General features: G+C 53.6%; 25 protein-coding genes. 21 read left to right on the top strand and 4 right to left on the bottom strand.

All coding sequences use genetic code 11. The features are described from left to right. Positions 1–85: 85 nt before the first annotated feature. From ELY38_RS04315 to ELY38_RS04305, 3 genes are read left to right on the top strand one after another with little or no spacing between them, the layout of a single operon-like run. Positions 86–1144: an AbrB family transcriptional regulator gene (locus tag ELY38_RS04315; protein ID WP_127060271.1), complete on the top strand. Its 1059-nt coding sequence runs from the start codon at positions 86–88 to the stop codon at positions 1142–1144. Positions 1145–1162: 18 nt separating this feature from the next. After that, the gene (locus tag ELY38_RS04310) at positions 1163–3031 is read left to right on the top strand and encodes an ABC transporter ATP-binding protein (RefSeq protein WP_127060270.1); all 1869 of its coding nucleotides are present in this window, start codon (positions 1163–1165) and stop codon (positions 3029–3031) included. Positions 3032–3090: 59 nt separating this feature from the next. Next, a complete protein-coding gene (locus tag ELY38_RS04305; protein ID WP_127060269.1) occupies positions 3091–4098 on the top strand; it encodes a zinc-dependent alcohol dehydrogenase family protein in 1008 nt (335 codons plus the stop codon). Between the two features lie 64 nt (positions 4099–4162). On the opposite strand, the gene ELY38_RS04300 is transcribed toward ELY38_RS04305, so the two are convergent. Beyond that, entirely contained in the window at positions 4163–4429 is a 267-nt protein-coding gene (locus ELY38_RS04300; protein ID WP_127060268.1) for a hypothetical protein, read from the bottom strand. Positions 4430–4584: 155 nt separating this feature from the next. On the opposite strand from ELY38_RS04300, the gene ELY38_RS04295 reads away from it, so the two are divergent. Next, a complete protein-coding gene (locus ELY38_RS04295) occupies positions 4585–5775 on the top strand; it encodes a hypothetical protein (protein WP_127060267.1) in 1191 nt (396 codons plus the stop codon). 8 nt (positions 5776–5783) lie between these two features. Next, the gene (locus ELY38_RS04290; RefSeq protein WP_127060266.1) at positions 5784–6632 is read left to right on the top strand and encodes a mechanosensitive ion channel family protein; all 849 of its coding nucleotides are present in this window, start codon (positions 5784–5786) and stop codon (positions 6630–6632) included. Positions 6633–6672: 40 nt separating this feature from the next. Here the strand turns inward: ELY38_RS04290 and ELY38_RS04285 are convergent, their stop codons facing one another. Beyond that, a complete protein-coding gene (locus tag ELY38_RS04285) occupies positions 6673–7404 on the bottom strand; it encodes a YebC/PmpR family DNA-binding transcriptional regulator (protein ID WP_127060265.1) in 732 nt (243 codons plus the stop codon). A 213-nt stretch (positions 7405–7617) separates the two neighbouring features. Between ELY38_RS04285 and ELY38_RS04280 the strand changes: the two genes are divergently transcribed. Next, on the top strand, positions 7618–8241 hold the full coding sequence (locus tag ELY38_RS04280) for a LysE family translocator (protein WP_127060264.1): 624 nt from the start codon (positions 7618–7620) through the stop codon (positions 8239–8241). Between the two features lie 79 nt (positions 8242–8320). Continuing rightward, positions 8321–8806, top strand: a complete 486-nt coding sequence (locus ELY38_RS04275; protein ID WP_127060263.1) for a glutathione peroxidase — start codon at positions 8321–8323, stop codon at positions 8804–8806. Here ELY38_RS04275 and ELY38_RS04270 read toward each other — a convergent pair whose 3' ends face one another. Next, positions 8807–9190: a DUF7079 family protein gene (locus ELY38_RS04270; RefSeq protein WP_127060262.1), complete on the bottom strand. Its 384-nt coding sequence runs from the start codon at positions 9188–9190 to the stop codon at positions 8807–8809. A gap of 157 nt (positions 9191–9347) precedes the next feature. Here ELY38_RS04270 and fabV point away from each other — a divergent pair, with 157 nt between their 5' ends. The 6 genes from fabV (at position 9348) to ELY38_RS04240 (ending at position 14878) form a co-directional block, all read left to right on the top strand. Beyond that, positions 9348–10544: an enoyl-ACP reductase FabV gene (fabV, locus tag ELY38_RS04265; protein WP_127060261.1), complete on the top strand. Its 1197-nt coding sequence runs from the start codon at positions 9348–9350 to the stop codon at positions 10542–10544. Positions 10545–10755: 211 nt separating this feature from the next. Further along, positions 10756–11007 carry a hypothetical protein gene (locus tag ELY38_RS04260; RefSeq protein ID WP_127060260.1) on the top strand — a complete coding sequence of 84 codons (252 nt, stop codon included), beginning with the start codon at positions 10756–10758 and terminating at the stop codon, positions 11005–11007. Positions 11008–11040: 33 nt separating this feature from the next. Next, complete coding sequence (locus tag ELY38_RS04255) at positions 11041–12537, top strand: FAD-dependent oxidoreductase (protein ID WP_127060259.1); 1497 nt, start codon at positions 11041–11043, stop codon at positions 12535–12537. A 107-nt stretch (positions 12538–12644) separates the two neighbouring features. Further along, entirely contained in the window at positions 12645–13211 is a 567-nt protein-coding gene (locus tag ELY38_RS04250; protein ID WP_127060258.1) for a PRC-barrel domain-containing protein, read from the top strand. Positions 13212–13453: 242 nt separating this feature from the next. Further along, a complete protein-coding gene (locus ELY38_RS04245; RefSeq protein WP_127060257.1) occupies positions 13454–13828 on the top strand; it encodes a hypothetical protein in 375 nt (124 codons plus the stop codon). Between the two features lie 213 nt (positions 13829–14041). Further along, a complete protein-coding gene (locus ELY38_RS04240) occupies positions 14042–14878 on the top strand; it encodes a PRC-barrel domain-containing protein (RefSeq protein WP_127060256.1) in 837 nt (278 codons plus the stop codon). A 105-nt stretch (positions 14879–14983) separates the two neighbouring features. On the opposite strand, the gene ELY38_RS04235 is transcribed toward ELY38_RS04240, so the two are convergent. Continuing rightward, on the bottom strand, positions 14984–15568 hold the full coding sequence (locus ELY38_RS04235) for a bactofilin family protein (RefSeq protein ID WP_127060255.1): 585 nt from the start codon (positions 15566–15568) through the stop codon (positions 14984–14986). A 203-nt stretch (positions 15569–15771) separates the two neighbouring features. On the opposite strand from ELY38_RS04235, the gene ELY38_RS04230 reads away from it, so the two are divergent. From ELY38_RS04230 to ELY38_RS04195, 8 genes are all read left to right on the top strand, one after another. Continuing rightward, entirely contained in the window at positions 15772–16377 is a 606-nt protein-coding gene (locus ELY38_RS04230; RefSeq protein ID WP_127060254.1) for a bactofilin family protein, read from the top strand. 181 nt (positions 16378–16558) lie between these two features. After that, positions 16559–17533 carry a GlxA family transcriptional regulator gene (locus ELY38_RS04225; protein WP_185858909.1) on the top strand — a complete coding sequence of 325 codons (975 nt, stop codon included), beginning with the start codon at positions 16559–16561 and terminating at the stop codon, positions 17531–17533. A 161-nt stretch (positions 17534–17694) separates the two neighbouring features. Then, a complete protein-coding gene (locus ELY38_RS04220) occupies positions 17695–18909 on the top strand; it encodes an aspartate aminotransferase family protein (RefSeq protein WP_127060253.1) in 1215 nt (404 codons plus the stop codon). A 38-nt stretch (positions 18910–18947) separates the two neighbouring features. Then, positions 18948–20015 (top strand): arginine N-succinyltransferase, encoded by a 1068-nt coding sequence (locus ELY38_RS04215; RefSeq protein WP_127060455.1) that lies wholly within the window; start codon positions 18948–18950, stop codon positions 20013–20015. After that, the gene (astA, locus tag ELY38_RS04210) at positions 20015–21043 is read left to right on the top strand and encodes an arginine N-succinyltransferase (RefSeq protein WP_127060252.1); all 1029 of its coding nucleotides are present in this window, start codon (positions 20015–20017) and stop codon (positions 21041–21043) included. The genes ELY38_RS04215 and astA overlap by 1 nt, the downstream gene beginning before the upstream one ends. A gap of 19 nt (positions 21044–21062) precedes the next feature. After that, positions 21063–22535, top strand: a complete 1473-nt coding sequence (gene astD, locus ELY38_RS04205) for a succinylglutamate-semialdehyde dehydrogenase (protein ID WP_127060251.1) — start codon at positions 21063–21065, stop codon at positions 22533–22535. Continuing rightward, entirely contained in the window at positions 22532–23887 is a 1356-nt protein-coding gene (astB, locus tag ELY38_RS04200) for an N-succinylarginine dihydrolase (RefSeq protein ID WP_127060250.1), read from the top strand. Before astD ends, astB begins: the two co-directional genes overlap by 4 nt. A 12-nt stretch (positions 23888–23899) precedes the next feature. Then, positions 23900–24325: a GNAT family N-acetyltransferase gene (locus ELY38_RS04195; RefSeq protein WP_127060249.1), complete on the top strand. Its 426-nt coding sequence runs from the start codon at positions 23900–23902 to the stop codon at positions 24323–24325. Positions 24326–24337 lie beyond the last annotated feature (12 nt).

The following is a 24337-nucleotide window of genomic DNA, read 5'->3' as shown; positions in this document are numbered from 1 at the left end:
CAAAGAATAAGCTGGTGTGCTAGAACTCGCTCATCAGTAAGCGGCACTCATAGAAGACGGCTTTCGCGATACACAAGGAGTGGATGTGAAGGGCATCAAGGTGAGCGCAGGGACGGCAAAAGGGCTAATTACATCGCTTGCAGTAGGGGCGCTGGGAGGCGCCCTTTTTCAGCTCACCGGCTTGCCCCTTGCCTGGATGCTGGGGCCGCTGACGGCCAATTTACTGGTTTCATCACAAGGCCTTAATGTGGTCATCCCCGAGCCGCTACGCAGTGTCTTTTTAGCGGTCATGGGGCTGGTGCTGGGCAGTCAGGTGACTCCTCAACTTGCCAGCCGGGTGGTGGATTGGCCGCTTTCAGCAATCCTGCTTCTGTTGGGGGTGGCAGTTTCGACCGCCGTTGCGGCTGCTTGGTATCGGCGCTGCGGATTCGATTCGGTCAGCGCCTGGTTTGGGGCAGCGCCGGGGGCCATGACCGCTATGATTTTGCTGGGCGATAAATGCGGCGGTAATCCCCAGCGCATCGCCATTGCCCAATCGCTGCGTGTGATTCTGGTCATTCTGTTTCTCCCGCCGCTTTTTTGGGCCTATGAAGGCGGCAGCGTGGCAAGCACCTCTCAGACTGCCGAACTTGAGCATGGTTGGATAGTGCTTCTGATCCCTCTTTTATTACCTCTTGGCCGCTGGTTACGTTTTCCTACCCCTGCATTGCTGTTTCCCCTGCTAGTCGCCGCACTGCTCTCTGGGTTTGATATTGCAAGTCTCAAGCTGCCTGACTGGGGCATGAACCTGATGCTGTGGGTTTTGGGTAGTGCCATTGGCTCGCGCTTCAAGGGCATGACGCGGCGGCTGTTCGGGCGCTATTTGTGGCAGTCAGGTGTTGCCACGCTGTTGGCCTTGGGCTCACTTGCGGTGTTTGCCGAGTTGATTCATCAGTTGGTAGGCGTAGGGCGCGATGTGGCGCTTCTGGCTCTGGCGCCGGGTGGCATTGGTGAAATGGCTATTCTGGCGGTAGCGCTTAATATTGATCCGGTGTTTGTCGCCTTTCATCATCTTCTACGTATGGTGGCGTTGATGGTATTTGCGCCTTTTTGGGCACGCTGGCTGTTGCGTCGCCAGGCAGCGGATATATCCAGCGATAAATAAGTAACGTAAGGAACCCCCATGTTTTCTCGTATGCTGCATCCGCTGTTTCGTTACTTTGAAACCCGCGTGAACCCTTACCCTGAAGGTGAGGTGCAGACGCCACCTCAGGGTCTTTTGCCGTTTATCTGGCATTTTTCGCGCCCTGTGCTGCCGCTTCTGCTTTTGATGACGCTGTTCACTGCGTTGGTGTCATCTGCCGAAGTGTTCTTCTTCAGCTATATGGGCGAGCTGGTGGATTGGCTGGGCCATGTAGAGCGGGAAGGCTTCTGGTCGGCCCACGGCCTTTGGCTTGCGGGCATCGGCATCATGGTGCTGCTCGGGCTGCCGCTTCTGGTATTGGGTCAGTCACTGATTACCCACCAGAGTATCTTTGGCAACTACCCGATGATTGGCCGCTGGCTGTCGCATCGTCATATGCTCAATCAGAGCCTGGCGTTTTATCAGGATGAGTTTGCCGGGCGTGTGTCCCAGAAAGTGATGCAAACGGCGCTGGCCATCCGCGAGACGGTCACCAAGGTCATGGGGCTTCTGGTCTATGCGATCGTGTACTTCACTGGGGCAGCCATTCTGTTGGGGCGGGCTGATCTTTGGCTATTGCTGCCGTTGGGGCTCTGGCTGATCGGTTATCTGGCCATCATGCGCTTTTTCGTACCTCGGCTGCGCGATGTTTCCATGGCCCAGGCGGATGCCCGTGCCCAGATGACTGGGCGCGTGGTCGACAGCTACAGCAATATTCAAACCATCAAGTTGTTTGCCGATACCGACCGTGAGCAACGCTATGCCCGTGAGGCCATGGAAACGTTTATGGTGACCGTGCATCGCCAGATGCGCTTGGTGACCATCATGAGTGTCTGTCTGACCCTGCTGAACACCGCATTGCTGGTAGGCACGGCGGGGATGGCGATCAGTACCTGGTATTACGACGCCATTTCGCTCGGCGTACTGACCATCGCGATTGCGCTGGTGATGCGAATCCGCTTTATGTCTGACTGGATTTTATGGGAAGTGGCGGGGCTATTTGAAAATATTGGCACCGTTCAGGACGGCATGAATACCATTGCTCGTGAACCCACCATTCGCGATGTGCCCAATGCGCCCGCGCTTGAGGTGTCTGCGGGCGGAATTCGTTTTGATGCGCTGCGCTTTAGCTATGAGCAGGCCAAAGGGGAAAGCCGGACGGTGTTTGATGGCCTGAACCTGACCATCGCTCCGGGGGAGAAAATTGGCTTGATTGGCCGCTCCGGGGCGGGCAAGTCGACCCTGGCCAATCTGCTGCTGCGCTTTTATGACGTACAGGGCGGGCGCATTATGATTGATGGGCAGGATATTTCGCAGGTCACCCAGACCTCGCTGCGTCACCAGATTGGCATGGTGACCCAGGATACCTCGCTGCTGCATCGCTCGCTGCGTGACAACATTCGTTATGGCACGCCCCAGGCAAGCGATGAGGATGTGTGGACCGCTGTATGCCGTGCCCACGCCGATGCGTTTATCAATGACTTGGTGGATCCGAAAGGACGTCGCGGGCTGGATGCCCATGTGGGCGAGCGCGGCGTCAAGCTTTCTGGCGGCCAGCGCCAGCGTATCGCCATCGCGAGGGTACTGTTGAAAAATGCGCCCATCCTGGTATTGGATGAAGCCACCTCAGCACTGGACTCTGAAGTGGAAGCCGCCATTCAGGAACAGCTGGATACGCTGATGGAAGGTAAGACAGTTATCGCTATTGCCCACCGGCTTTCCACCATCGCGATGCTTGACCGGCTTATCGTGGTAGAACAAGGACAAATTGTGGAAAGCGGCACACATGCCGAGCTGCTCGCGCAGGAGGGGATTTACGCCGGACTATGGAAGCGCCAGTCAGGCGGCTTTTTAGGCGTGGATATGTGAGAAGAGCTATCCTCTGCTAACGTATCTTTCACTGAATGACTTGATCAGGAGATCGTTAAATGCAAGTAGTAACGCTACAGGCGCCCGGTGGACTAGATAAGCTCAACGTGCAGGACGCCCCCGCTCCGGGCGTGCCTGGCCCGGGTGAAATCCGGGTTCGTATACACGCAAGTTCGCTCAATTTTCATGATTACGGCGTGGTGGCAGGCAAGATGCCCACCGCCGATGGGCGTATTCCCATGTCTGATGGAGCGGGCACTGTCGAAGAAGTAGGCGAGGGCGTGACCGAGTTTTCAGTCGGTGATCGCGTGGTGTCAACCTTCTTTCCCTACTGGTTGGAAGGACCTGCGCGGATTGCTGACTTTACAACTACTCCAGGCGACGGCGTGGATGGCTATGCCTGTGAACAGGTCGTGCGCCCGGCGCAGTGGTTCACCCATCAGCCCAAGGATTATAGTCATGCTGAATCGGCCACGTTGACTACTGCCGGGCTGACCGCCTGGCGTGCGCTGGTGGTAGATGGCGGACTGAAGGCTGGCGATACCGTACTGGTACTTGGTTCAGGCGGAGTGTCCGTATTTGCGCTTCAATTTGCGCATATGATGGGTGCAGAGGTGATTGCCACTTCGTCCTCAAACGAGAAGCTTGCTCGTCTCAAGGAGCTGGGCGCGGCGCATACCATCAATTACAAGGAAGAACCAGAATGGGGCAAGCGAGTGCAAGCGTTGACCCATGGCGAGGGTGTGGATCATATCATTGAGGTCGGTGGGCCCGGCACGCTGCCTCAATCCATTGATGCGATCAAGATTGGTGGACACATCTCGCTGATTGGCGTATTGACCGGGCGCCAGGGTGACGTTCCGACGGCCAAACTGATGGCCAAGCAGGCGCGCTTACAAGGACTGATTGTGGGAAGCCGCCGCCATCAAATGGAAATGATCAAGGCGCTTGAAGCTAATGATATGCGTCCGGTCATTGACCGCGAGTTTTCTCTATCGGAAATAGCAGATGCATTCCGCTATCAGGAAGCTGGCAAGCACCTGGGTAAAATCTGTTTAACGTTCTAGAAGCTTTTTGCTGCAAGTAGACTCACCAGCAAGCGCTATTGATAGCGCGCTGGTGAGTGCGTACTTATTCGGCTAAACGGCTATATACCACGCCTTTGATTTCCAGTTCCCAGATAGTCTCGTAGGGCACAGTAATACTGTTGATATCGTTAGACGATTTACCACTGTTACCTAACTGCTTTTCCGGAATGACGGTGGCATCCATCCCGCGAGCGTGCTGAATGCGAGCACTAAAGCGATCGCCCTCACGATCAATCAGCACGCGCTCTCCCGCTATACACTTTTCAAGCTTGGCGTATAGCTCTTTCTCGCTAACATGAACGATGCTCATGATCGCCTCCTGCATAAACTCGAAGTTTGCGGGTGAAGGGTATTACTATAAAGATTGTATTTTAGCCGATAAATTCGTATAGCCCCATGACACCTATATCGGCATATACATCTTAATCTTGTCCAATCAATTTATCATAAACTTTGGGGCAGACGATGCCACAGCGTTCAATAAAGGCCGCTTCACTGCCATGGGAAATAGTGGCACTGGAGAAATTCTGTACGCCTCAAAATACCCAGGCAAGCCAGTGGCGACGAAGCTGGCGAGCAACCGCTACCTGGCTGGCTGGCAAGCGAGGTGCCGAACAACAGGTCAAAGAAGAGGATGAGCTGCGCTTGCTACCGGAAGTAAGGCTAGCACACCTGGTACCCCCCATTGACTGGTCCTCAGCCGCAGCGCTACTTTCCCAAACGATTTTTCAGCATAAGCTGGATAACGAGCCGGTGGTGTTCTTTATTACCCCGCCTCACGGTGGCCATGCACCGATAGTCAGTCACTGGGCCGAGCAGCAGAGCGTTCAAGAGATAGTGCCACCTACGTATCAGGAGCTTACCGACGGCAGCCTTGCCTGGGTGGAGCACTGCGCACCGTTCAAACGTTGGGCGATACCCGCGCTTGAACGGCATTTTCTGCGCCATTCTTATGGATTACAAGGCGTACGGGAGTTTCTGGAGCGTGCCTTCAGTGGTCGCTTGGGACATGGCGTCATTGGTTGCGATAGCTGGACCTACGCCTATCTACAGCACGCGGTAGGGGTCGAAGGGGCACCTGTGTTTACCCTGCAGGCGCTGGAAGGGGAGCAGCTAGCTCGCTATTTTGCCGATATTGCCAATAACGGCGAGAATAACCTGTGTGTGTATAGCACGCGTACCGGTAAACAGGTATTAGCCCACCCGGAAGAGGATGAGACTGCACATAAGGCATCTGCTCATAAAGAGCTGCAGCGTTTGGCGGCGCACTGCCGTGGGCATCTGGGGATTGCGTGGCACTACTGGCGCGCGCGATTACGTGGGCCTGCGTCTGCAAAAGAAGTCGATGCATCGCAAGATACGTCTCAAGAACTGTGGCTGGTTGATGCCCTGGCCGATGCCGAGCTGCCAGCAGATACCGGTGATGTGGCTATGCTGGTGCTGCATACGCTGTTGCTTCACGGGGGACTTGAGGATCAGGCGTTAGGTGACGTGCTGCCGTTTTCGCATCATGAGGCGTTAAATGCTCGGCTGGCGCTGACTCGTCAGGGCATTCTTGCCCGCAAGGAGGATGGCCGTTGGCAGGTGGCACCGTTAAGCTACGCCAGCGTTCGGCAACTTCTGGAAACACGCAACTATCTTGTCGATCCGCTGTAGGAGACCTGATGGACGATCAAAAGCAGTACGCCAAACTTTTCAACGATATCGACAGTCAGGCCCTCATTAGTCTGGGTATTATACTCGCCAGCGTTATTCTGCTAACCATCGTCAGTCAGCGCGGGTTGAACTGGCTGGCTAACCGATTGCATGGCCAGGTCCGCTTTCGGATATTTGCTCTGGTACCACTCACCCGGCTGGTGATTCTAATCGTCGCATTGGCAATTGCTGTACCTATCATGATTGAGCCGTCATTACGCAATATGGTGACGCTCCTGGGTGCCATTGGCCTAGCGATTGGCTTCGCCTTGAAAGACTACGTCAGCAGTCTAATTGCCGGCATGGTAGCTGCTGTGGAGCTACCATATCGGCCAGGCGATTGGGTAGATATTGAGGACACCTATGGCGAGGTGAAGCATGTCGGAATGCGTACTGTGGAGATTCTGACCCCGGATGATGATCTGGTAGCGGTGCCACATCTCAAATTGTGGGACACGGCCATTTATAATGCCAATAACGGTAAAACCAGTCTGCAGTGCGTGGCAAGCTTCTACCTTCATCCAGAGCACGAGGCGGATTGGGTGCGCAAGGCTTTGCGGGATGTCGCCCTGACCAGTGCTTACCTCAAGTTTGATCAACCGATTATCGTGGTGGCCGAAGAGAAACCCTGGGGCACGCACTACCGTATTCGTGCCTACCCCGTGGACCCACGCCAGCAGTTTCTATTTATAACCGACCTGACCGTGCGCGGTAAGCAGGTGCTAAGCCGGGCGGGAATCAAGCCAGCGCTACTACCGCCTGACATGGCGCTGGAGGCACCGGATGCTGCTGGCGGACGTCGCGGATTACGCCACTAAAGCCGCCGGCGCTAAGCAAGACGCCTTGTGCACCGACTGACTATTCGCTTTCTTCAGGTAGTTCTGCGCTATGAAAGACGTTCTGTACGTCATCCAATTCGTTAAGCATGCTTAAGAACTTCTCGAACATGATCACATCATCGCCTTCAATTGGCGTGGTATTTTGCGGCAGAAACTGAATTTCATCGGCCTCAAAGTCTATCTCACCAAATGCATCCAGCAGCGCCTGCTTGGCTTTTGCATATTCAGTATGCGGTGCAAAAACGGTAATGCGACCTTCTTCTTGCTCGATATCAGTGACATCGACGTCGGCTTCCATCAGTGCTTCAAGCACGGCCTCTTCTTCTTGGCCGGCAAAGGCAAAAATCGCGCAGTGGTCGAACATGTGGCTAACACTGCCGGGTGTGCCGATTTTGCTTTTGGTTTTGGTAAAGCAGCCGCGTACATCGCCAAAGGTACGGTTGGGGTTATCGGTCAGGCAGTCGACAATTACCATGGCATTACCGGGGCCGAAGCCTTCGTAGCGGGCCGTTGAGAAATCTTCGCCACCCGCGCCGCTGGCCTTGTCCAGTGCTTTCTCAATAACGTGCGAGGGCACCTGATCTTTTTTCGCACGCTCCATCAAACCGCGCAGCGCAAGGTTGCCGTTGGGGTCGGTGCCGCCGGCTTTGGCGCAGACATAGATTTCACGCCCGTACTTGCTGTAAACCTTGGTTTTTGCCGCGGCCGTTTTGGCCATAGATTCTTTACGGTTTTGAAACGCCCTACCCATATTGGAGTCCTTTATTAGCCATGTAACGCCTGTCTTGATTGCAGGCGTCATTTTCATCAAAAGGGGAAAATTTTACCCAACAGCGTACCATGCTAACAGCGTTATTTAAGTGCTATGGCGTTATGCATGGGGCTAATACAGCCCTTGGCGGCATTGGCGTATACTGGCGTTTGTCTATTACTAAGATCTATTACTAAGAGAATGTGAGTAAAAATGCCGTTTTCACTCTGGTTATCGCTGGCGGCGATCTGCGCCATGGGGGCTATGTCACCGGGGCCAAGCCTTGCACTGGTATTGCGCCACACATTGGGCGGCGGGCGGCTGCCAGGCATTACGGCAGCGCTGTTTCATGCCTTGGGGGTCGGGTTTTATGCGCTTTTGACTGTATGGGGGCTAGGCGCCTTGATAACGCGCTCGCCTGAGGTTTTTCAACTGATTACCTGGGGCGGGGCGGCTTATCTGGCCTGGTTGGGTATTCAGGCGCTGCGAGCAGGAAAGGCAGGCGCAATAAGCGCAAGTGCCGTTGTCACCACTAACCGACAGGCAGCAAAAGAGGGTGTGCTGGTCGCGTTGGGTAACCCCAAGCTAATTATCTTTTTCGTGGCCCTGCTTAGTCAATTTGTTACGCCGGACATGAGCATAATAGCCAAGGCGATCGTGATATTGACCGCTATGCTTATTGATGGCGGATGGTACGTGCTGGTGGCCGTCGGCTTGTCGCATTCACGGGTGCTGCCGTGGCTACAGCGCCATGCCCACTGGGTTAATCGGGTAACGGGCGTGCTGTTAATTGCGCTGGCGTTAAGGGTAGTGGCTGGCCCCATCATGATCGGGTGACGCATGTGAGACGCTGGTGTCCTTTCGAAGAGCGTGGCAAGGTAATGTTTATATTGCCTAAAAGGCTTAAGGCCCAACAATGACGATTTACGATAAAGACTGTTATACCCATCAAGGTCAACCATTCAATCTGCGCGCCTTGCGTGGGCAGGTGCTGCTGGTGGTTAATGTGGCCAGCCAGTGCGGATTTACGCCACAGCTAAAAGAGCTTGAGGCGCTGTACCAGCGCTACCGCGACCGAGGCTTTACCGTGCTGGGCTTTCCCTGCAATCAGTTTGGTCGGCAGTCGCCGGAAAGCGCTGAAGCGTTTTGTAGCTTTGGCGAGCAGACATTTGGAGTCACCTTTCCGCTCATGGAGAAGGTCAACGTCAATGGAGCTAATGCCCACCCGCTTTTTGTGCTGCTTAAAAAGCAGGCGCCTGGGGTGCTAGGGACGCAAGCCATCAAGTGGAACTTCACCAAGTTCCTTGTAGACCGTGACGGCAACGTCATTGCTCGCTTTGGCCCAAGAGACCATGGCCGACCGCTGCGGCTGGCTGTAGAAGCGGCGCTTGACCAAGGGTAATCAGATTTCGCCGCGGGCTACCTTGACACGGTTCATAAGCTCAACCCAGCGGTGACGTACCATCATGGTGGTAAGCCCTGAGAAAAGTGCCCAGCTTTTACGCCGCCAGCCTTTCAGGCGCAGGTTATGTCTGACCAGCTGTTGCATCAGCTTGTAGTCATCAAATTGTCGCCATTCGCTGGCAATAGAGAGCTGATGACGTGACATTACTGGCGCCAGCTCCAGGCGAAACATCCACTCAAGTTCTATCAGCGGCATGTCGTACTGCTGAATAATCTCGACCATGCGGGCGTAATCGCGCTCGCTGGGTTCGCGGTCTAGCCATAAAGGGGCCAAGGCAAGCCAAAGGTCGCCGCGTTCGTCGACTAGCTGCTGTGCGTTCATGATGGCCTCGCAGGCATTCAAAAGAAGGGGCACTATCGTGCCGTGAAAGGCAAGTAAGCTCAAGAGCGGACAGCGCCCGTCTGGCAGGCTAAAATAGCCGCCATGCTTACAGCAGTGTCATGCTGATAATGAAATCAATCCGATAGTGAGGTCCGATGTGATTATTAAACCCAAGGTGCGCGGCTTTATCTGCACGACTACCCATCCAAAAGGCTGCGAGCAGAACGTTCGCGAGCAGATTGAAGCGACCCGCGCGCGTGGTTTGGATAAAAGCGCCGGCCCGAAAAAAGTTCTGGTAATTGGCGCTTCCAGTGGTTACGGCCTGGCTGCACGAATTACCGCCGCCTTTGGCTATGGCGCTGATACCCTGGGTGTGTTTTTTGAAAAGCCCAGCAGTGAGACCAAGACTGGCACGGCCGGTTGGTACAACAGCGCCGCGTTTGACAAGTTTGCCAAGCAGGAAGGCCTTTACAGTAAATCCATCAATGGCGACGCCTTCTCTAACGAAGCCCGTGAAAAAGCCATCGAACTTATCAAGCAGGATATGGGCGAGATTGATCTGGTGGTGTACTCACTAGCGTCCCCTGTGCGCAAGCTGCCGGAGAGCGGCGAACTCAAGCGCTCAAGCCTGAAGCCGATTGGTGAGACTTACCGCGCCACGGCCATCGACACTAATAAAGACACGATTATCGAAGCCGAAGTGGAACCCGCCACCCAGCAGGAAATCGACGACACCATTACCGTTATGGGTGGCGAAGATTGGGAACTATGGATGGAGGCGCTTGATCAAGCGGGCGTACTGGCCAAAGGCGCGCGCAGCGTAGCCTTCAGCTACATCGGCACCGAGATTACCTGGCCGATTTACTGGCATGGAGCGTTGGGTAAGGCGAAGGAAGATCTGGATCGCGCAGCCAATGCAATTGATGACAAGCTGAAAGTGAGTGGTGGCGGTGCCAACGTTGCGGTGCTGAAGTCGGTTGTTACTCAGGCGAGTGCTGCCATTCCGGTCATGCCGCTGTATATCGCCATGGTGTATCGCATCATGAAAGAGCAGGGTGTCCACGAAGGTACCGTTGATCAGCTGAATCGCCTTTTCGGCGAGCGGCTTTACGGTTCAGACATGAGCACCGATGAAAAAGGTCGGCTACGCCTTGATGACTGGGAGCTGCGTGATGATATCCAAAAGGCCTGCCAGGATCTCTGGCCGCAAGTAACCACTGAAAACCTGTTCGAGATTACCGACTACGCGGGCTACAAGCACGAGTTTTTGAAGCTGTTTGGCTTTGAGCGTGACGATGTCGATTACGACGCGGATGTAGACCCTAACGTTGAGTTCGACGTCGTTAGCCTCTAAGCCACTGCGCTGGTTGTACGCCAGAGCTGTAACTCTGAATTGCCGGGTCTTTGCGCCCGGCAATTTTCGTTAGCCCTGGTGAGTCGTGGTAAAAGCCGGTCGCGGCAGGAATAAATCAATCGCTGTTAAACTTTCACCGCTGGGTACGCAAGGCATTGAAAGTTCTGCCATGGTTAGGAGCAGGGTGTAAACGCTTTGCCAAGGAGGAAATATGACCCGGACAGCACGAGTCGAGCCGATTAGTAGAAAGCGGGAAGACGCGATCATCGTATCAGGGTGGCGCGTTGTTGATGTTACCGAACCCGAAGCCCCTCAGGAAATATCCCAGCACGAAACTGAGCCGCAAGCGATTGAAGCGGCGCGCCGCTTTGAAGCCGAAACCTCACATGAACCTGGTTCAGCGCCTGATGACACTCAGGATTACGATGCGTCTGACCCAAACGCAGGCAAGCACTTTCCATAATAAGATCATCTCAATTTCTGGCCAGGAGGCGTCATGAAATCGATTTGGCAAGCAGGGATAGATAATCCCTGTAATTTTCCCGCATTGGCTGACGATATTGAAACGGACGTGGTGATCGTAGGGGCGGGTATTACAGGCCTAACGACAGCACAGCAGTTAATTGAGAGCGGTAAACGTGTGGTGATACTAGAAGCCCACTGCGTAGGAAGTGGTTGCACGGGTGGCTCAACCGGTAATCTCTATAGCCCCGTATCGGCTGGATTGGCACAAACCGGGGTTAAATGGGATGACGATACCCTTCGAGCCATCGTTCAGGCGCGTGCTGGTGCTATCAACTTAATTGAAGAGACTGTTCGCCGTTTTAACATCGACTGTCAGTTCAAACGGGTCCCGCTTTACCGGCTGCTCACGGAAAATGATCAGAAGAGCGCCGATGCATTGGAAGCCGAGCACGAAGCCATGGTGCAAGCTGGGCTTAATGCCAAGTCCTTTACAGATATGGCTCTGCCTTTTTCAATCACTCATGGGGTAAGCGTCGATCATCAGGCGCAGTTTAATGCCTTTCATTATGTTCAGGGCCTAGCGAAGGTGATTAGCCAGCATGGCGTCAATATCTATGAGCATAGTCCTGTGCGCGATATTGATTACAAGCACTGTATTGTTAGAACCGATAGCGCCCAGGTAAAGGCCACCGATATCGTATTGGCAACCCATACCCCTAAAGGGGTGAACATGCTGCAAACCGGCATGATTGCCTCCCGGGAGTATGGCGTCAGTGCCAAACTTAATACCGAATCCTTTCCCGATGGCATCTTCTTTATGCTGGACTCTTTTCATTCCGTACGTAGTTATTGCTTGAATGGTGAAAACTACATCATGGCAATTGGTGAAAAGCATCAAACGGGTGAGGACCAATCTGAGCGCGAACGCTATCAGGCATTGCGTAGCTACTTAAGCGCGCACTTTGATGTGGGCGAGTTTGAGTACGAATGGTCAGCGCAGCAGTACAGCTCGGGCGATGGCCTGCCTTATATTGGACGAACCTTTGCCAGTGACCATGTGTATGTGGCTACCGGCTTTGCTGCGGATGGTCTGACATGGGGTACCGTCAGTGGAATGATGATCGCCGATCTCATTGAAGGGCGAGATAACGCCTGGTATCGCTGCTTTGATTCGCAACGTTTTACACCCGTTAATTCCGCCGGGCATTGGCTTAAAGAAAACATGTCTGTTGCAAAACATCTCATTAAAGATCATTTGGGCACGAAGAAGCTTAAAGAACTTGATGAGATTGCACCTGGCCAGGCAAAAGTGGCTACCCTGCATGGTGAAAAGTTGGCTGTCTATCGTAATGAGGCAGGTAATTTATCTGTTCTCTCTGCAGTTTGTCCTCATTTAAAGTGCGTAGTGCACTGGAACGATGCTGAAACAACCTGGGACTGTCCTTGCCACGGAAGCCGATTTGATATTCAAGGTGAAGTGATAGAAGGGCCTTCGCTTCATCCGCTAGAACACCGCCACTCAGACTGAGAAAAGTATCGTCTTTCAAGCTAGGAAAGTAAGCTTTTACCGGTTATTGGTGATTTACAGCCCTGTCGTCTAACTTGTAAGAGTAGGTTTACTCAAGGAGAGACAACATGAAACGGACTACATTAGCTATTGCCATTGCTGCGCTTTGCACCGGCGTCTCAAGTGGAGTATTCGCTGAGAATAACCAAGCAAAAAATGATCAGCCGGAAGGAGCGCTGGAGCAGCAACAAGAAGCGGTCGATGAACAGATAGGTTCAGAAGGCGAGCGGCCAGCTGCTATGAAACATGGGTACGCAAGATCCTCTGCTGATGATGATCACAATGAGGATAATGAAGATCCGAACGATTTAATGTCTCGCCAGATACAGGATATTGAGGGAATGTCGGTTGTTAATCAGCAAGACGAGGAGATCGGTAATATTGATCGCATTGTTGAGCATAAAGAGTCAGGTGATCTCTATGCCATTGTTTCCATTGGTGGCCTTTGGGGAATTGGCGATGAAAAGGTCGCGTTGCCGCTGGAAGAGATTGTGCTTGAAGACGATCAATTAATCACTAACACTACTTATGGCAGTGATGAAATAGAAGCATCCGCTGAGAAGTATAATGAGGAAAACTATAGCCAAATAGACAATAATATGACCTTGAAACAGGCGCAGCAGCATCCTAACTAAAGATGTGTTAAACGATATTAATGGTACAAACCTCATGACATTCGTGTTTTAAATAACGTAGGTTGGTCTATTCGCCTTACTTTTCCTTCGGGAATAAGTAAGGCGTTTTTATTGGGCACTAAACTATCAAGTAGTTAGCTGTTAACTTTCATTCAAATTTCTAAGGTATTCATCTCATACTGTGTTATCTCCTTTTTATTGACTAGTTTTAAAAGAGTAAGCCAACCCAAGGAGAACATCACATGAAGCGGACAATCCTAGCCCTTGCCATTGGTGCGATCTGTACGGGCGTCTCATCAGGCGTTTTGGCCAATAATGATACGTCTGGGGCTAATAAAGACGCTCAGATGACTCAGCATCAAGATGCAACGACCGCAGGACAACAGCAAAGTACCGATACGCCAAGTAGCCAAGGACAGAGTGATGCAGAGCGCCGTACAGGTACAGAAGGGCCACAGCAGGACTTAGACGGCGATGATCTGGATATGCAGGACCAAGAGAATGTAGACAACTTAGATATACGAGAGGAGCAAAGTGGCAGCAGTATGGGCACCCAAGATCAACAGGGTGCAGGTAGTACAGGTAGTGGTAGCACAGGCGGTACTACCTCTCAATAATATAAGCTATTAGTAATATAAGTTGCGGTGGTAACGCCTTATCTTGCCTAGTCAGGCGGGTAAGGCGTTTACTGTTTAATTAGCAAGTTTACTTATATCAGCGATTATAAATCAATATTCATTAACTTTTATTAGAATTTCATTCTGGCTTTGATCTAAAACGCTCACGTCTACTAGCCTTTTTAAGTGCAAGCCAACCCAAGGAGAGACATTATGAAACGGACAACACTAGCTATCGCAATTGGCGCCATTTGTACAGGATTGTCAGGTGGCGTTCTGGCACAGGACAATAATCAGAATAACACGGACGCTTCTGAGCGCATGACTCAACAGCAAGATGCTACGGCAACTACGCAACAGTCAGGTGCCGCAACCAGCGGACAAGGTCAGGCGAATGATGAAACCATGGATGTTCAGGTGGACCAAGAGCCTGCTGAGGTAAAAGTTGAACAGGAATCACCGGATATTAAAGTCGAGCAGTCTCAGCCTGAAGTAACTATTGAACAGCCTGAACCTAAAGTCACCATTGAGCAGCCCGAGCCTAACGTAACGGTTGAGGAAGCTGAACCCAATGTTACTGTTGAACAAGGCGGTCAGCCTGAAGTAACGGTAGAGCAAGCTGAAGATGCACAGGTCAATGTTAATAATGACGACGAGCAGGAGCGCCAGCGTGCCGAGCAAAATAACCAAGGTCAAAGCGAATCCTTAATGACACAGCAGGTTAGCGACCTTGAAGGCATGACCGTGGTTAACCAGGAAGGCGAAGAAATTGGCGATATTCAGCACATCGCTCAGCATAATGATTCTGGCGATTTGTATGCCATCATCTCGGTAGGTGGCATCTGGGGCTTCGGCGCTACAGATATTGCCCTGCCTGTTAATGAAATGCAGTTTGAAAACGATCAGCTTGTGATGAATACCGATTATGGTAGCGAACAGATCGAAGAATCCTCAGAAGATTATAATGAGGATAGCTATACGCAAGTCGATAGTGATATGACGTTATCCGAAGCGCAGCAACAGCAACAGCAACAGCAACAGCAGCAATAGCGTTTTAAGTTGCTAGCTGAGGGCAAGGCGTTTACGCCTTGCCCTTTTATATGTATGCAACTATTAGCCAGCAACAGCTAAGGGAAACTTCTAGACATTACCTCGTTATGCTTCTTTTGCTACTCGCTCGGCAGCGCCTGCCTGTTTATTAGAAGACTTATCTTTGGTGGCTGCCAGCGAGGTGACGTCAGAAGCAATGCTTGGCGCGGATGTTTTTTTGGCGTTGATCTGAACGTCGCTAAAGCTTTTTTTCAGCATCTCATTGTCGGCGCTCATATCGATACTGCCATGAAAAATACTGCCATCTTCAAGTACAAGACATGGCGATACAATGGTGCCTGTCACCTGGGCACCTTTATGAATCGTCGCACGGTGTAAGGCCACTAAATTGCCTTCTACTTCGCCTGTTACATGCAATGTATGCGCAAACACATCACCTTTCAGATAGCTATTAGTGTCCAGGGTAACGGTATGTTGTTTGCAGGTGATGATTCCGCTAACACGCCCTTTTACGGTCAAATCTTCATCGCTATTGATGTTTCCCTCCACTTGCGTGTGGCTGCCAATAATGGAAGCGCTTGGCCGTGCACTGCTGTTGAAGGTGTTAGCCGATGGTGCGGTGTTTGAATCCTGTGGGGCAGACGGCGCTATTTTATGCTCAGCGGTCGTGTTTTTGGCTTTGTTAAACATAGTTAATTCCTCGGAAGTGGCACCCTAGCGTTTTTAGCTTCGCTTTAGTGAGCATAAAATTCATCGGACACTTTAATCTACGAATCTCTCTTATAAAGCCCAGAGTTAAGCTGAGTGAGGGAGGTTATTCGAGCTGCCACAAAAAGATAAAACGCGTATAACCTTATTCTGGACAACAATATTTGCAGTGGCAGGACAGGTGCATGGGCATTCAAGCATGGTTTATTCTTATCGGTGTTAGCGCAATGACGCTGATTGTGTGGGATGGCAGACGCCGCAAGGCAAAGCTGCTCACTTCTGCAGCGGCTGCTTCAAGCTCCGCTGAGTTTCTGCATCAGACGCTCCTGGCTAATACATCCAGTACTTCCCGCGAAATTGCTGCTTCTGAAGTAGTTATTGCTCCTGAAGTAACGGTTAAAGATACGCAGCCTCAAGCGAACCTTACGGCGGTCGTGGTTCCCTTAAAAGAGGGCAGCCGAATCGGGGGAGCAACGCATATTTCAGGCAATATAACGGCCAATGAGTCCGTACTGATTAAAGGGAGCGTGCAGGGAACGGTCGTTGCCTCACACCATCCCATTACGGTGGCGTCAACCGGACACGTGGCATCTTATATAGAAGGTGGCTGCATTGATGTCGATGGGCATGTAATGGGAACTCTGAAGGCCAATACCAGGCTCACGTTACTTTCGCGGGCGCGAATACACGGTGTCATTGAGGCGCCTTCACTAGAGTGCGCTGCCGGTGCCTGGCTTCAAGCCAATGTGAAACATAGTGCCTCTCAGCAGAGTATTGCTATGGTTTCTTAAGGCCCGTTATTTATCGCTTGTTGCGCTGTCAGAACTGCGTTATTTATCCGAACGTACGTGCAACCTAGCTAAAGAATGCGTAATTAAGCCGCGACGTCTTTTTCCATATAGAGCCAACAGGCGCTGCCCAAAACTGCGCAATTGGGTAAGATGGTGCCTCATTTACTGACGGCGATTTGGCATGCAGCCCAACCCCTTAACTTCCTCATCAACGTTTGCGCGCCAGCGCATAGGGGTATTGCTGCTGCCTGGGTTTTCAATGCTTTCGCACGCCAGCGCCGTCGAACCGCTACTTATGGCTAATCAATTGAGCGGGCAGGTGCTCTATCAGGTTTTTACGCTAAGTAATGATGAGCAGCCTGTACGAAGCAGCGCCCAGCTCACCTGCAATGCTGACTACACCTTGAAGCATGCGCCGCCTGACTTGGATATGATTTTGGTCTGTGCACCCTCTCCGCTACCTTATGCACTCCCTGCAAGCCTGGTGGAATGGCTGCGTCAGCATCATGGGCGCACGCTATTGGGAGGCTTGGCCGGTGGGGCGGAGGTGTTGGCGCGTGCGGGGTTGTTAGAAGGCTACCGTGCAACCTTGCCCTGGCAGCGTTTTGCGGCATTCTCCCAGGCCTATCCTCAAGTAGCGCTTTCACAGCAGCTGTTTGAAATCGACCGTAACCGGCTTACCTGCGCCAGTGGCACGGCCGCGCTAGATATGATGTTGACCATTGTTCGCCAGCAGCAAAGTGACCATTTGGTTGAACAGGTATCCGAGCATTTTATGTGCGAGCGTGTCCGCATGGCCGATGAACGCCAACATGTGCCGCTGCGCCATCGTCTGGGCCACGCCCCGCAAAGCCTGGTAGATGCCGTTACCCTCATGGAAGCCAATATTGAAGAGCCGCTTTCTACCCTGGAGCTTTCGGAGCATTTGGGGATTTCCCGCCGCCAGCTTGAGCGGCTATTCAAAAAGCATCTTCAGGCTGTGCCCAGCCGCTACTACCTTAATTTGCGCTTACAGGAAGCGCGTAAGCAGTTGCGCGAGAGTGACCGTCCCGTAGGTGATATCGCCTTTGCGACGGGCTTTTCCTCAGGCGCTCACTTTTCTACCGCCTACCGCAACCATTTTGGCTTAACCCCAAGAGAGGAACGCTTGGGGTAAGTGCACTAAGTGACGTTAAGCCGTGCTCCCGCCGTCGCGTAGTGAGAAATACTGAAATAAATGCGGCTTTTCATAATTTACCGTCCCATTACTGAAAGCGGGCGACCTCGTTAGCCCCGTATACTGATTCGACTGATTATTTCTATTGGAGAGTTTGCCCCATGAGCACGACCCCGACTCGGCAGGATTTTGATCACTACATGACCCCCAACTATGCACCGCAGCAGATTATCCCGGTGCGCGGAGAAGGTAGCCGACTATGGGATCAGCAGGGGCGTGAATATATCGATTTTGCAGGCGGTATTGCGGTGAACTCGCTGGGTCACTGCCACCCTGTATTGGTTAACGCGCTGAAAGAGCAAGGTGAAAAGCTTTGGCATCTCTCCAATATCTATACCAATGAGCCCGCGCTGAAGCTGGCCAAAAAGCTGGTAGAACGCACGTTTGCCGACAAGGTATATCTGTGCTCTTCCGGCGGTGAAGCCAACGAAGCGGCGCTGAAGCTGGCGCGCCGTTATGCCGTGGATCATTACGGTGAGAAGAAAGACAAGATCATTTCATTCAACCAGTCTTTTCATGGCCGCACACTGTTTACCGTAAGCGTGGGTGGTCAGCCCAAATACTCTCAAGGTTTCGGCCCAGTGCCTGGCGGCATTTTGCACGCTGAGTTTAATGATCTGGAAAGCGTGCGCGCCTTAATGGGCGATGACACCTGCGCGGTGATGGTCGAGCCCATGCAGGGCGAGGGCGGCATTCTGCCGGCGACCCCTGAGTTTTTGAAAGGTCTGCGTGAGCTATGCGATCAGCACAATGCCCTGCTGGTGTTTGATGAGGTTCAAACCGGCGTTGGCCGTTGCGGTACGCTTTATGCTTATGAGCGTTATGGCGTAACGCCAGATATTCTCACCAGTGCCAAATCGCTGGGTGGCGGTTTCCCTGTAGGCGCAATGCTGTCAATCGACAAAGTCGCCAAATCACTCGCTTTTGGAACCCATGGTTCTACCTACGGGGGGAACGCCTTGGGTTCAGCGATTGCGCTGGCCGCCTTAGAATTTATCGATACGCCAGACGTGCTGGAAGGTGTGCAAAAACGCCACGATCTGTTCCGCGAACATCTGGAAACCATCAACCGCAAGCACGGCGTGTTCAAGGAAATACGCGGCATGGGGCTGTTGATCGGCGCCCAGATGTCGGATGCGTATGAAGGCCGCGCCAAGGATATCCTTCCGCTGGCCATTGAAGAGGGATTGATGGCGTTGATAGCCGGGCCTAACGTTCTGCGCATGGCGCCCTCACTCGTGATTCCTGAAGCGGATATTGCCGAGGGCATGGCGCGCTTGGAGCGGGCGATTGAGCGGCTTGTTGCTAGCGCATGAGTCTGCCAATGGCAGTATCGAGAGAGGGAGCAGCCACCATGCTGGTGATTCGTCCGGTGACAATGGCGGATATCGATGCGCTGGTGACATTGGCAGAGCATGCAACGCCAAGGCTTACCAATTTACCCGCTAACCGTGAACGTCTTGAGGAGCGCATCGCGCGCTCCTTGGTGGCGTTTAACGGCGATATCGAGTTTCCTGGCAATGAGCACTATACCTTCGTTCTAGTGGATGAAGCGCGTGGCGATGAAGTGCTGGGAACAGCCACCATTCGTGCCCAGGCGGGTGCCCAGGAGGCCTATTATACCTACCGCCAGGAAACCCTGATTCACGCCTCCCAGCAGCTAAACGTGCGCCGGGAAGTGCAAACGCTGGCGCTGTCTCATGAAGTATCGGACGCCACGTTGCTATGCGCCTACTCCTTGAATCCGCGCTATAAGGGTACTAGCGCCGAAAGCCTGCTGCGTCGTGCCCGGTTAATGTTTATTGCCCAGTATCCCGAGCGTTTTTCGCGCATATTAGCCGTGGCATTCCCCGGTTATCTGGATAACCGGAACGAATCGCCCTTCTGGGAAAGTGTGGGACATCATTTTTTTGCTCGTAGCTTTCACGATATCAACCATATTGCCGGGGTGCGTTCGAAAAGCTTTATTGCTGAAGTCATGCCACAGTTTCCGCTTTATCTGCCGCTGCTGACGCCTCAGGCCAGGGCGGCGATTGGTCGGGAGCACCCGGCCCATGAAGAAGCTTTACAGGAAATGCTTGCTGAAGGCTTTGTGCGCTCGCGCCATGTGGATATTTTTGATGCAGGCCCCATCGTTAAAGCCGAGCGCGAGCGCTTGGCGACGTTCAACCGGGCGGCTTGGCATCCGGTGCGGCTTCGCCCGCAAGAGAGCCTGCCCGACGCAGAACCTGCCTTGATCGCCAATCAGGCGCTGGGTAATTTCCGCTGTATTGTGGCTCGCTATGCGCTTTCGGCCACTGGGCAACTGATGTTGTCCGACGCGGATGCCAAACGTTTAGGCGTGGAGGAGGGGCGAGCCGTATTGGCCGCACCGCTAGCGTTGCCCTCGGCAGTGGATGCCTTTGATGAAGGAGAAATCTAATGCGCATTCGTCCCATTGCCCGCGCGGATGTGGATGGGCTGCTGGCGCTTGCGCAGCAGGCGGGGGTGGGCTTTACCTCGCTGCCCAACAACCGTGAGTTTCTGGCGGGCAAGATTGAAGCCTCCGCACGTGCTTTTGAAGAGCGTACCCCTGTCAACAACCGGCTCTACTTCTTTGTGCTGGAAGATGAAGACAACGGCGAGCTGGCTGGCTGCTGCGCCATCGAGGGTCAGGTAGGCAATGAAGTGCCTTTCTATAACTACCGGTTGGGCACACTGGCGCATTCATCGGTACAGCTGGATCTACACCGCACGATCGATACGCTGTTTTTAAGCTCTGATCACACCGGCGATGCAGAGGTGTGCTCGCTGTTTTTGCGTCCTGAATATCGGGGCGAGGCTAACCGGCACCTGCGCAACGGCGCGCTGCTTTCCAAGGCACGCTGGCTGTTTATCGCCCAGTTTCGCGACCGTTTCCCCGAGAAGGTTCTCGCAGAGATGCGTGGCGTGTTCGATGAGAACAATAAAAGCCCGTTCTGGGAGAGTCTGGGCAAGCACTTCTTTCCCATGGATTTCAGCGAAGCCGACCGGCTCACGGGTTTGGGCCAGAAGAGCTTTATTGGCGAGCTAATGCCGCGCTTTCCTATCTACACCACTTTTATGGCTGAAGAAGCTCGGGCGTGTATTGGTCAGGTACACCGGCATACCCGTCCTGCGCTTGAAATGCTCAAAAAAGAGGGCCTGCGCTGGGAAGGTTACATCGATATTTTCGACGGGGGCCCAACGGTGGAGGCCTATATCGATGACGTGCGGGCTGTGCGTAATTCACGGCTTTATCAAGTCGAAATCGCTGCTGATGCACCTGAGGAGAGCATTAGCCGCTGGCTGGCGGCCTCAACCCAACTGTCATCGTTTACCGCCGCATGGGTAGGCCGTGCGCCAGTCCACGACACCATCGTTTTAAACAGCACGGAAGCCGAGCGCCTTGGCGTTACCACGGGCGATACCCTGCGGCTTCTGGAAACCTGAAAAAAGCTAGGAGAATACGATGCACGCCCAACAGCAGCAGCTTATCAACGGCGTCTGGATGGACGGCGCTGCAGAATCGCTTAATAAGTACGATCCCGTGTCAGGCGAGCTACTCTGGCAAGGGGGGGCGGCCAGCCGTACCCAGGTTGGGACAGCGGTAAAAGCCGCACGCAAGGCTTTTCCCGGCTGGGCAAAAAAAACCTTTAGCGAACGTCAGGCCCTTGTCGAGCGCTTTGCAGAGGTAGTCAAAAGCCACCGTGAAGCATTAGCGATAGCGATAGCCAGCGAAACCGGTAAACCCCTTTGGGAAGCACGTACTGAAGTGGGCGCAATGGTAGGCAAGATAGCGCTTTCGATTAATGCTTACACCGAGCGCACCGGCGAGCGTGAGAAGCCCGTAGGCAGTGCCAAAGCGGTATTGCGTCATCGACCTCACGGCGTCATGGCCGTATTCGGTCCGTATAACTTTCCCGGCCATTTGCCCAATGGCCATATGGTGCCCGCACTGCTGGCGGGCAATACTGTGGTTTTCAAGCCCAGTGACCAAACCCCGTTGACCGCCGATTTGACCCTGCAGTGCTGGCTGGAGGCCGGGCTTCCCGATGGTGTCATCAACTTGGTGCAGGGCGGTGTCCCGGTGGGGCAGGCGCTTTCTGAGCACCCGGGTATTGATGGCTTGCTGTTTACCGGCAGCGCAAAAGTCGGCGGTATGCTGCAGCAACAGTTCGCAGGCCAGCTGGATAAAATTCTGGCGTTAGAGCTAGGCGGCAACAACCCGTTGGTGGTTAAAAACGTAGAGGATGAGCGTGCGGCCGTGCTCACCATTTTGCAATCGGCGTTTTTATCCGGCGGCCAGCGCTGTACTTGTGCCCGCCGCCTTATTGTTCCGCAGGGTGAGCAGGGAGACCGGCTCATCGAGGCGCTCTCCGAGGCGATTGCCAGGCTGCATGTTTCAGGGCCGTTTGAAAATAATCCTGAGCCTTTTTATGGCGGCTTGGTAAGCGTGGCCGCTGCTGGTGGCCTGCTAGACGCTCAGGATATGTTGGAGGCGTTAGGTGGCACGGTGATCAACCGCATGCAGTGCCTCAAAAATGGTACCAGCCTGCTAAGCCCGTCGTTAATTGATGTGACCGGCCTGAACGTGCCTGATGAAGAGTATTTCGGACCGCTGCTTAAAGTTCATCGCTATAGCGACTGGGATGAGGCGTTGCAGCTTGCCAACGATACGCGCTATGGGCTCTCGGCCGGACTAATTGGCGGTGATCAAGACGATTGGGACGACTTCCTGCTGCGCATACGCGCGGGGATTGTGAACTGGAACCGCCAGACCACTGGTGCCTCCGGCGATGCGCCTTTCGGTGGTGTCGGCGACAGCGGCAATCATCGTCCCAGCGCTTACTACGCGGCGGATTACTGCGCCTACCCGGTCGCCTCCATGGAAGCTGAAGCGTTGGAAATGCCCGAAATCCTGCCGCCCGGGGTAAGCCTATGAGCACTGTTTCCATTAACAGCGTCAGAGAAGTCAATTTCGATGGCCTGGTGGGCCCAACCCATAACTACTCGGGGTTGGCGGTAGGTAACGTGGCTTCCATGAGTCATGGCGGGCTAGTCTCTAACCCTAAAGAGGGGGCGCTTCAGGGGCTTCTAAAAATGAAGTCGTTGATGGAGGCAGGCTACGCCCAAGGCGTACTGCCGCCTCAACAGCGCCCGGATATCGGTGCACTGCGCGATCTGGGCTTTAGCGGCAGCAATCACGAGGTGCTGGCTCGCGCGGCTAAAGAAGCACCGCAGCTGCTGCGGGCCGTATGCTCGGCCTCGAGCATGTGGACAGCCAATGCCGGTACCGTAACCCCCAGCCTGGATACGCCGGACAGTAGGGTTCACTTTACTCCGGCCAATCTACAATCGAGCTTTCACCGTTTTCTTGAGCCGCAAACTACTGGCCGCGTGCTGCAAGCTATTTTTCATAGTGAACAGCACTTTGTACATCACCCGATGCTACCTGCTACGCCCGCCTTTTCCGATGAAGGCGCAGCCAATCATACTCGCCTGTGTGGTGAGCACGGCGAGCCGGGCGTTCACCTGTTTGTCTATGGGCGTCAAGCGTTTGGCGGTGAGCACGAACCTAAACGCTATCCTGCTCGGCAAACCCTGGAAGCCAGCCAAGCCATTGCCCGTCAGCACGGGCTAAGCGAAGCCCAGACGGTGTTTGCCCAGCAGCATCCGGACGCCATTGATGCGGGCGTGTTCCATAACGACGTCATTGCGGTGGGTAACGGCCCCGTGCTGCTGTATCACGAAATGGCCTTTTTGGACGAAGAGGGCACGCTTGAAGAGCTGCGCGCCAAAATGGCAACACCCTTGATTCCCGTGCGCGTGCCGGTTGAAGCGGTGAGTCTGGAAGATGCCGTGGCATCGTATCTGTTTAACTCGCAGCTGCTCTCCAACCCCGATGGCACCATGACACTGGTGGTGCCTGGCGAATGCCAGGAAAATGAGGCGGTATGGCGCACCATTCAAGATTACCTGCTGGCGGGCAATAACCCCATCAGTGAAGTGGTAGTGAAGGACGTCAAGCAAAGCATGCGCAACGGCGGCGGCCCCGCCTGCCTGCGTCTGCGGGTCGCTCTGTCAGAAGCCGAATGCGCAGCACTGACTGGTCGTGTACTGCTCACCAATGATCTTTATGAAGATCTCACTACTTGGGTCAACCGCCACTACCGCGACCACCTCACAACACAAGATCTTGCTGACCCGCAGCTCGCAGAAGAATCCCTCACCGCGTTAGATGAGCTAACGCAGCTGTTAAGGATCGGCTCGGTTTACCCGTTTCAGTTGGGGTAGAAAAATAGTGATATGACACCACTTATTCGGCCGACTAACGACAAGAGGTTTGCAGAGCAACTGATCCGCCAGAATATGTCCAGCTACCATGAGCAGTTGGATATGCACTGGAGCAGTGCTCTGTTTGATAGCGAATGGCGCACATTGGAAAGCTATCAGCTGATCATCAATACATGCCCGGCGGGCTTGCTATGTATCAATCAGGATGCGCAGGCGCTCTATATTCGCGAGCTGCAAATCGTACCAAAATGGCAGCGCCAGGGCCTTGGGACGGCGGCAATTCGCTATACGATGGACAGGGCACGGCAGGCGGATATCGACACGCTGCGCCTTCGGGTGTTTTGCATCAATCCTGCCGCCGCGCTCTACGAACGCATGGGCTTTCACGTTCGTAAAACAGAAAATAATACTCACTACATGGAGCGGCGTATTGTTTAAGCGATGCCTCCC

It is taken from the genome of Vreelandella nanhaiensis (assembly GCF_003990185.1).
GTDB classification, from domain to species: domain Bacteria; phylum Pseudomonadota; class Gammaproteobacteria; order Pseudomonadales; family Halomonadaceae; genus Vreelandella; species Vreelandella nanhaiensis.
This window is presented reverse-complemented; position numbering and strand designations above follow the sequence as displayed.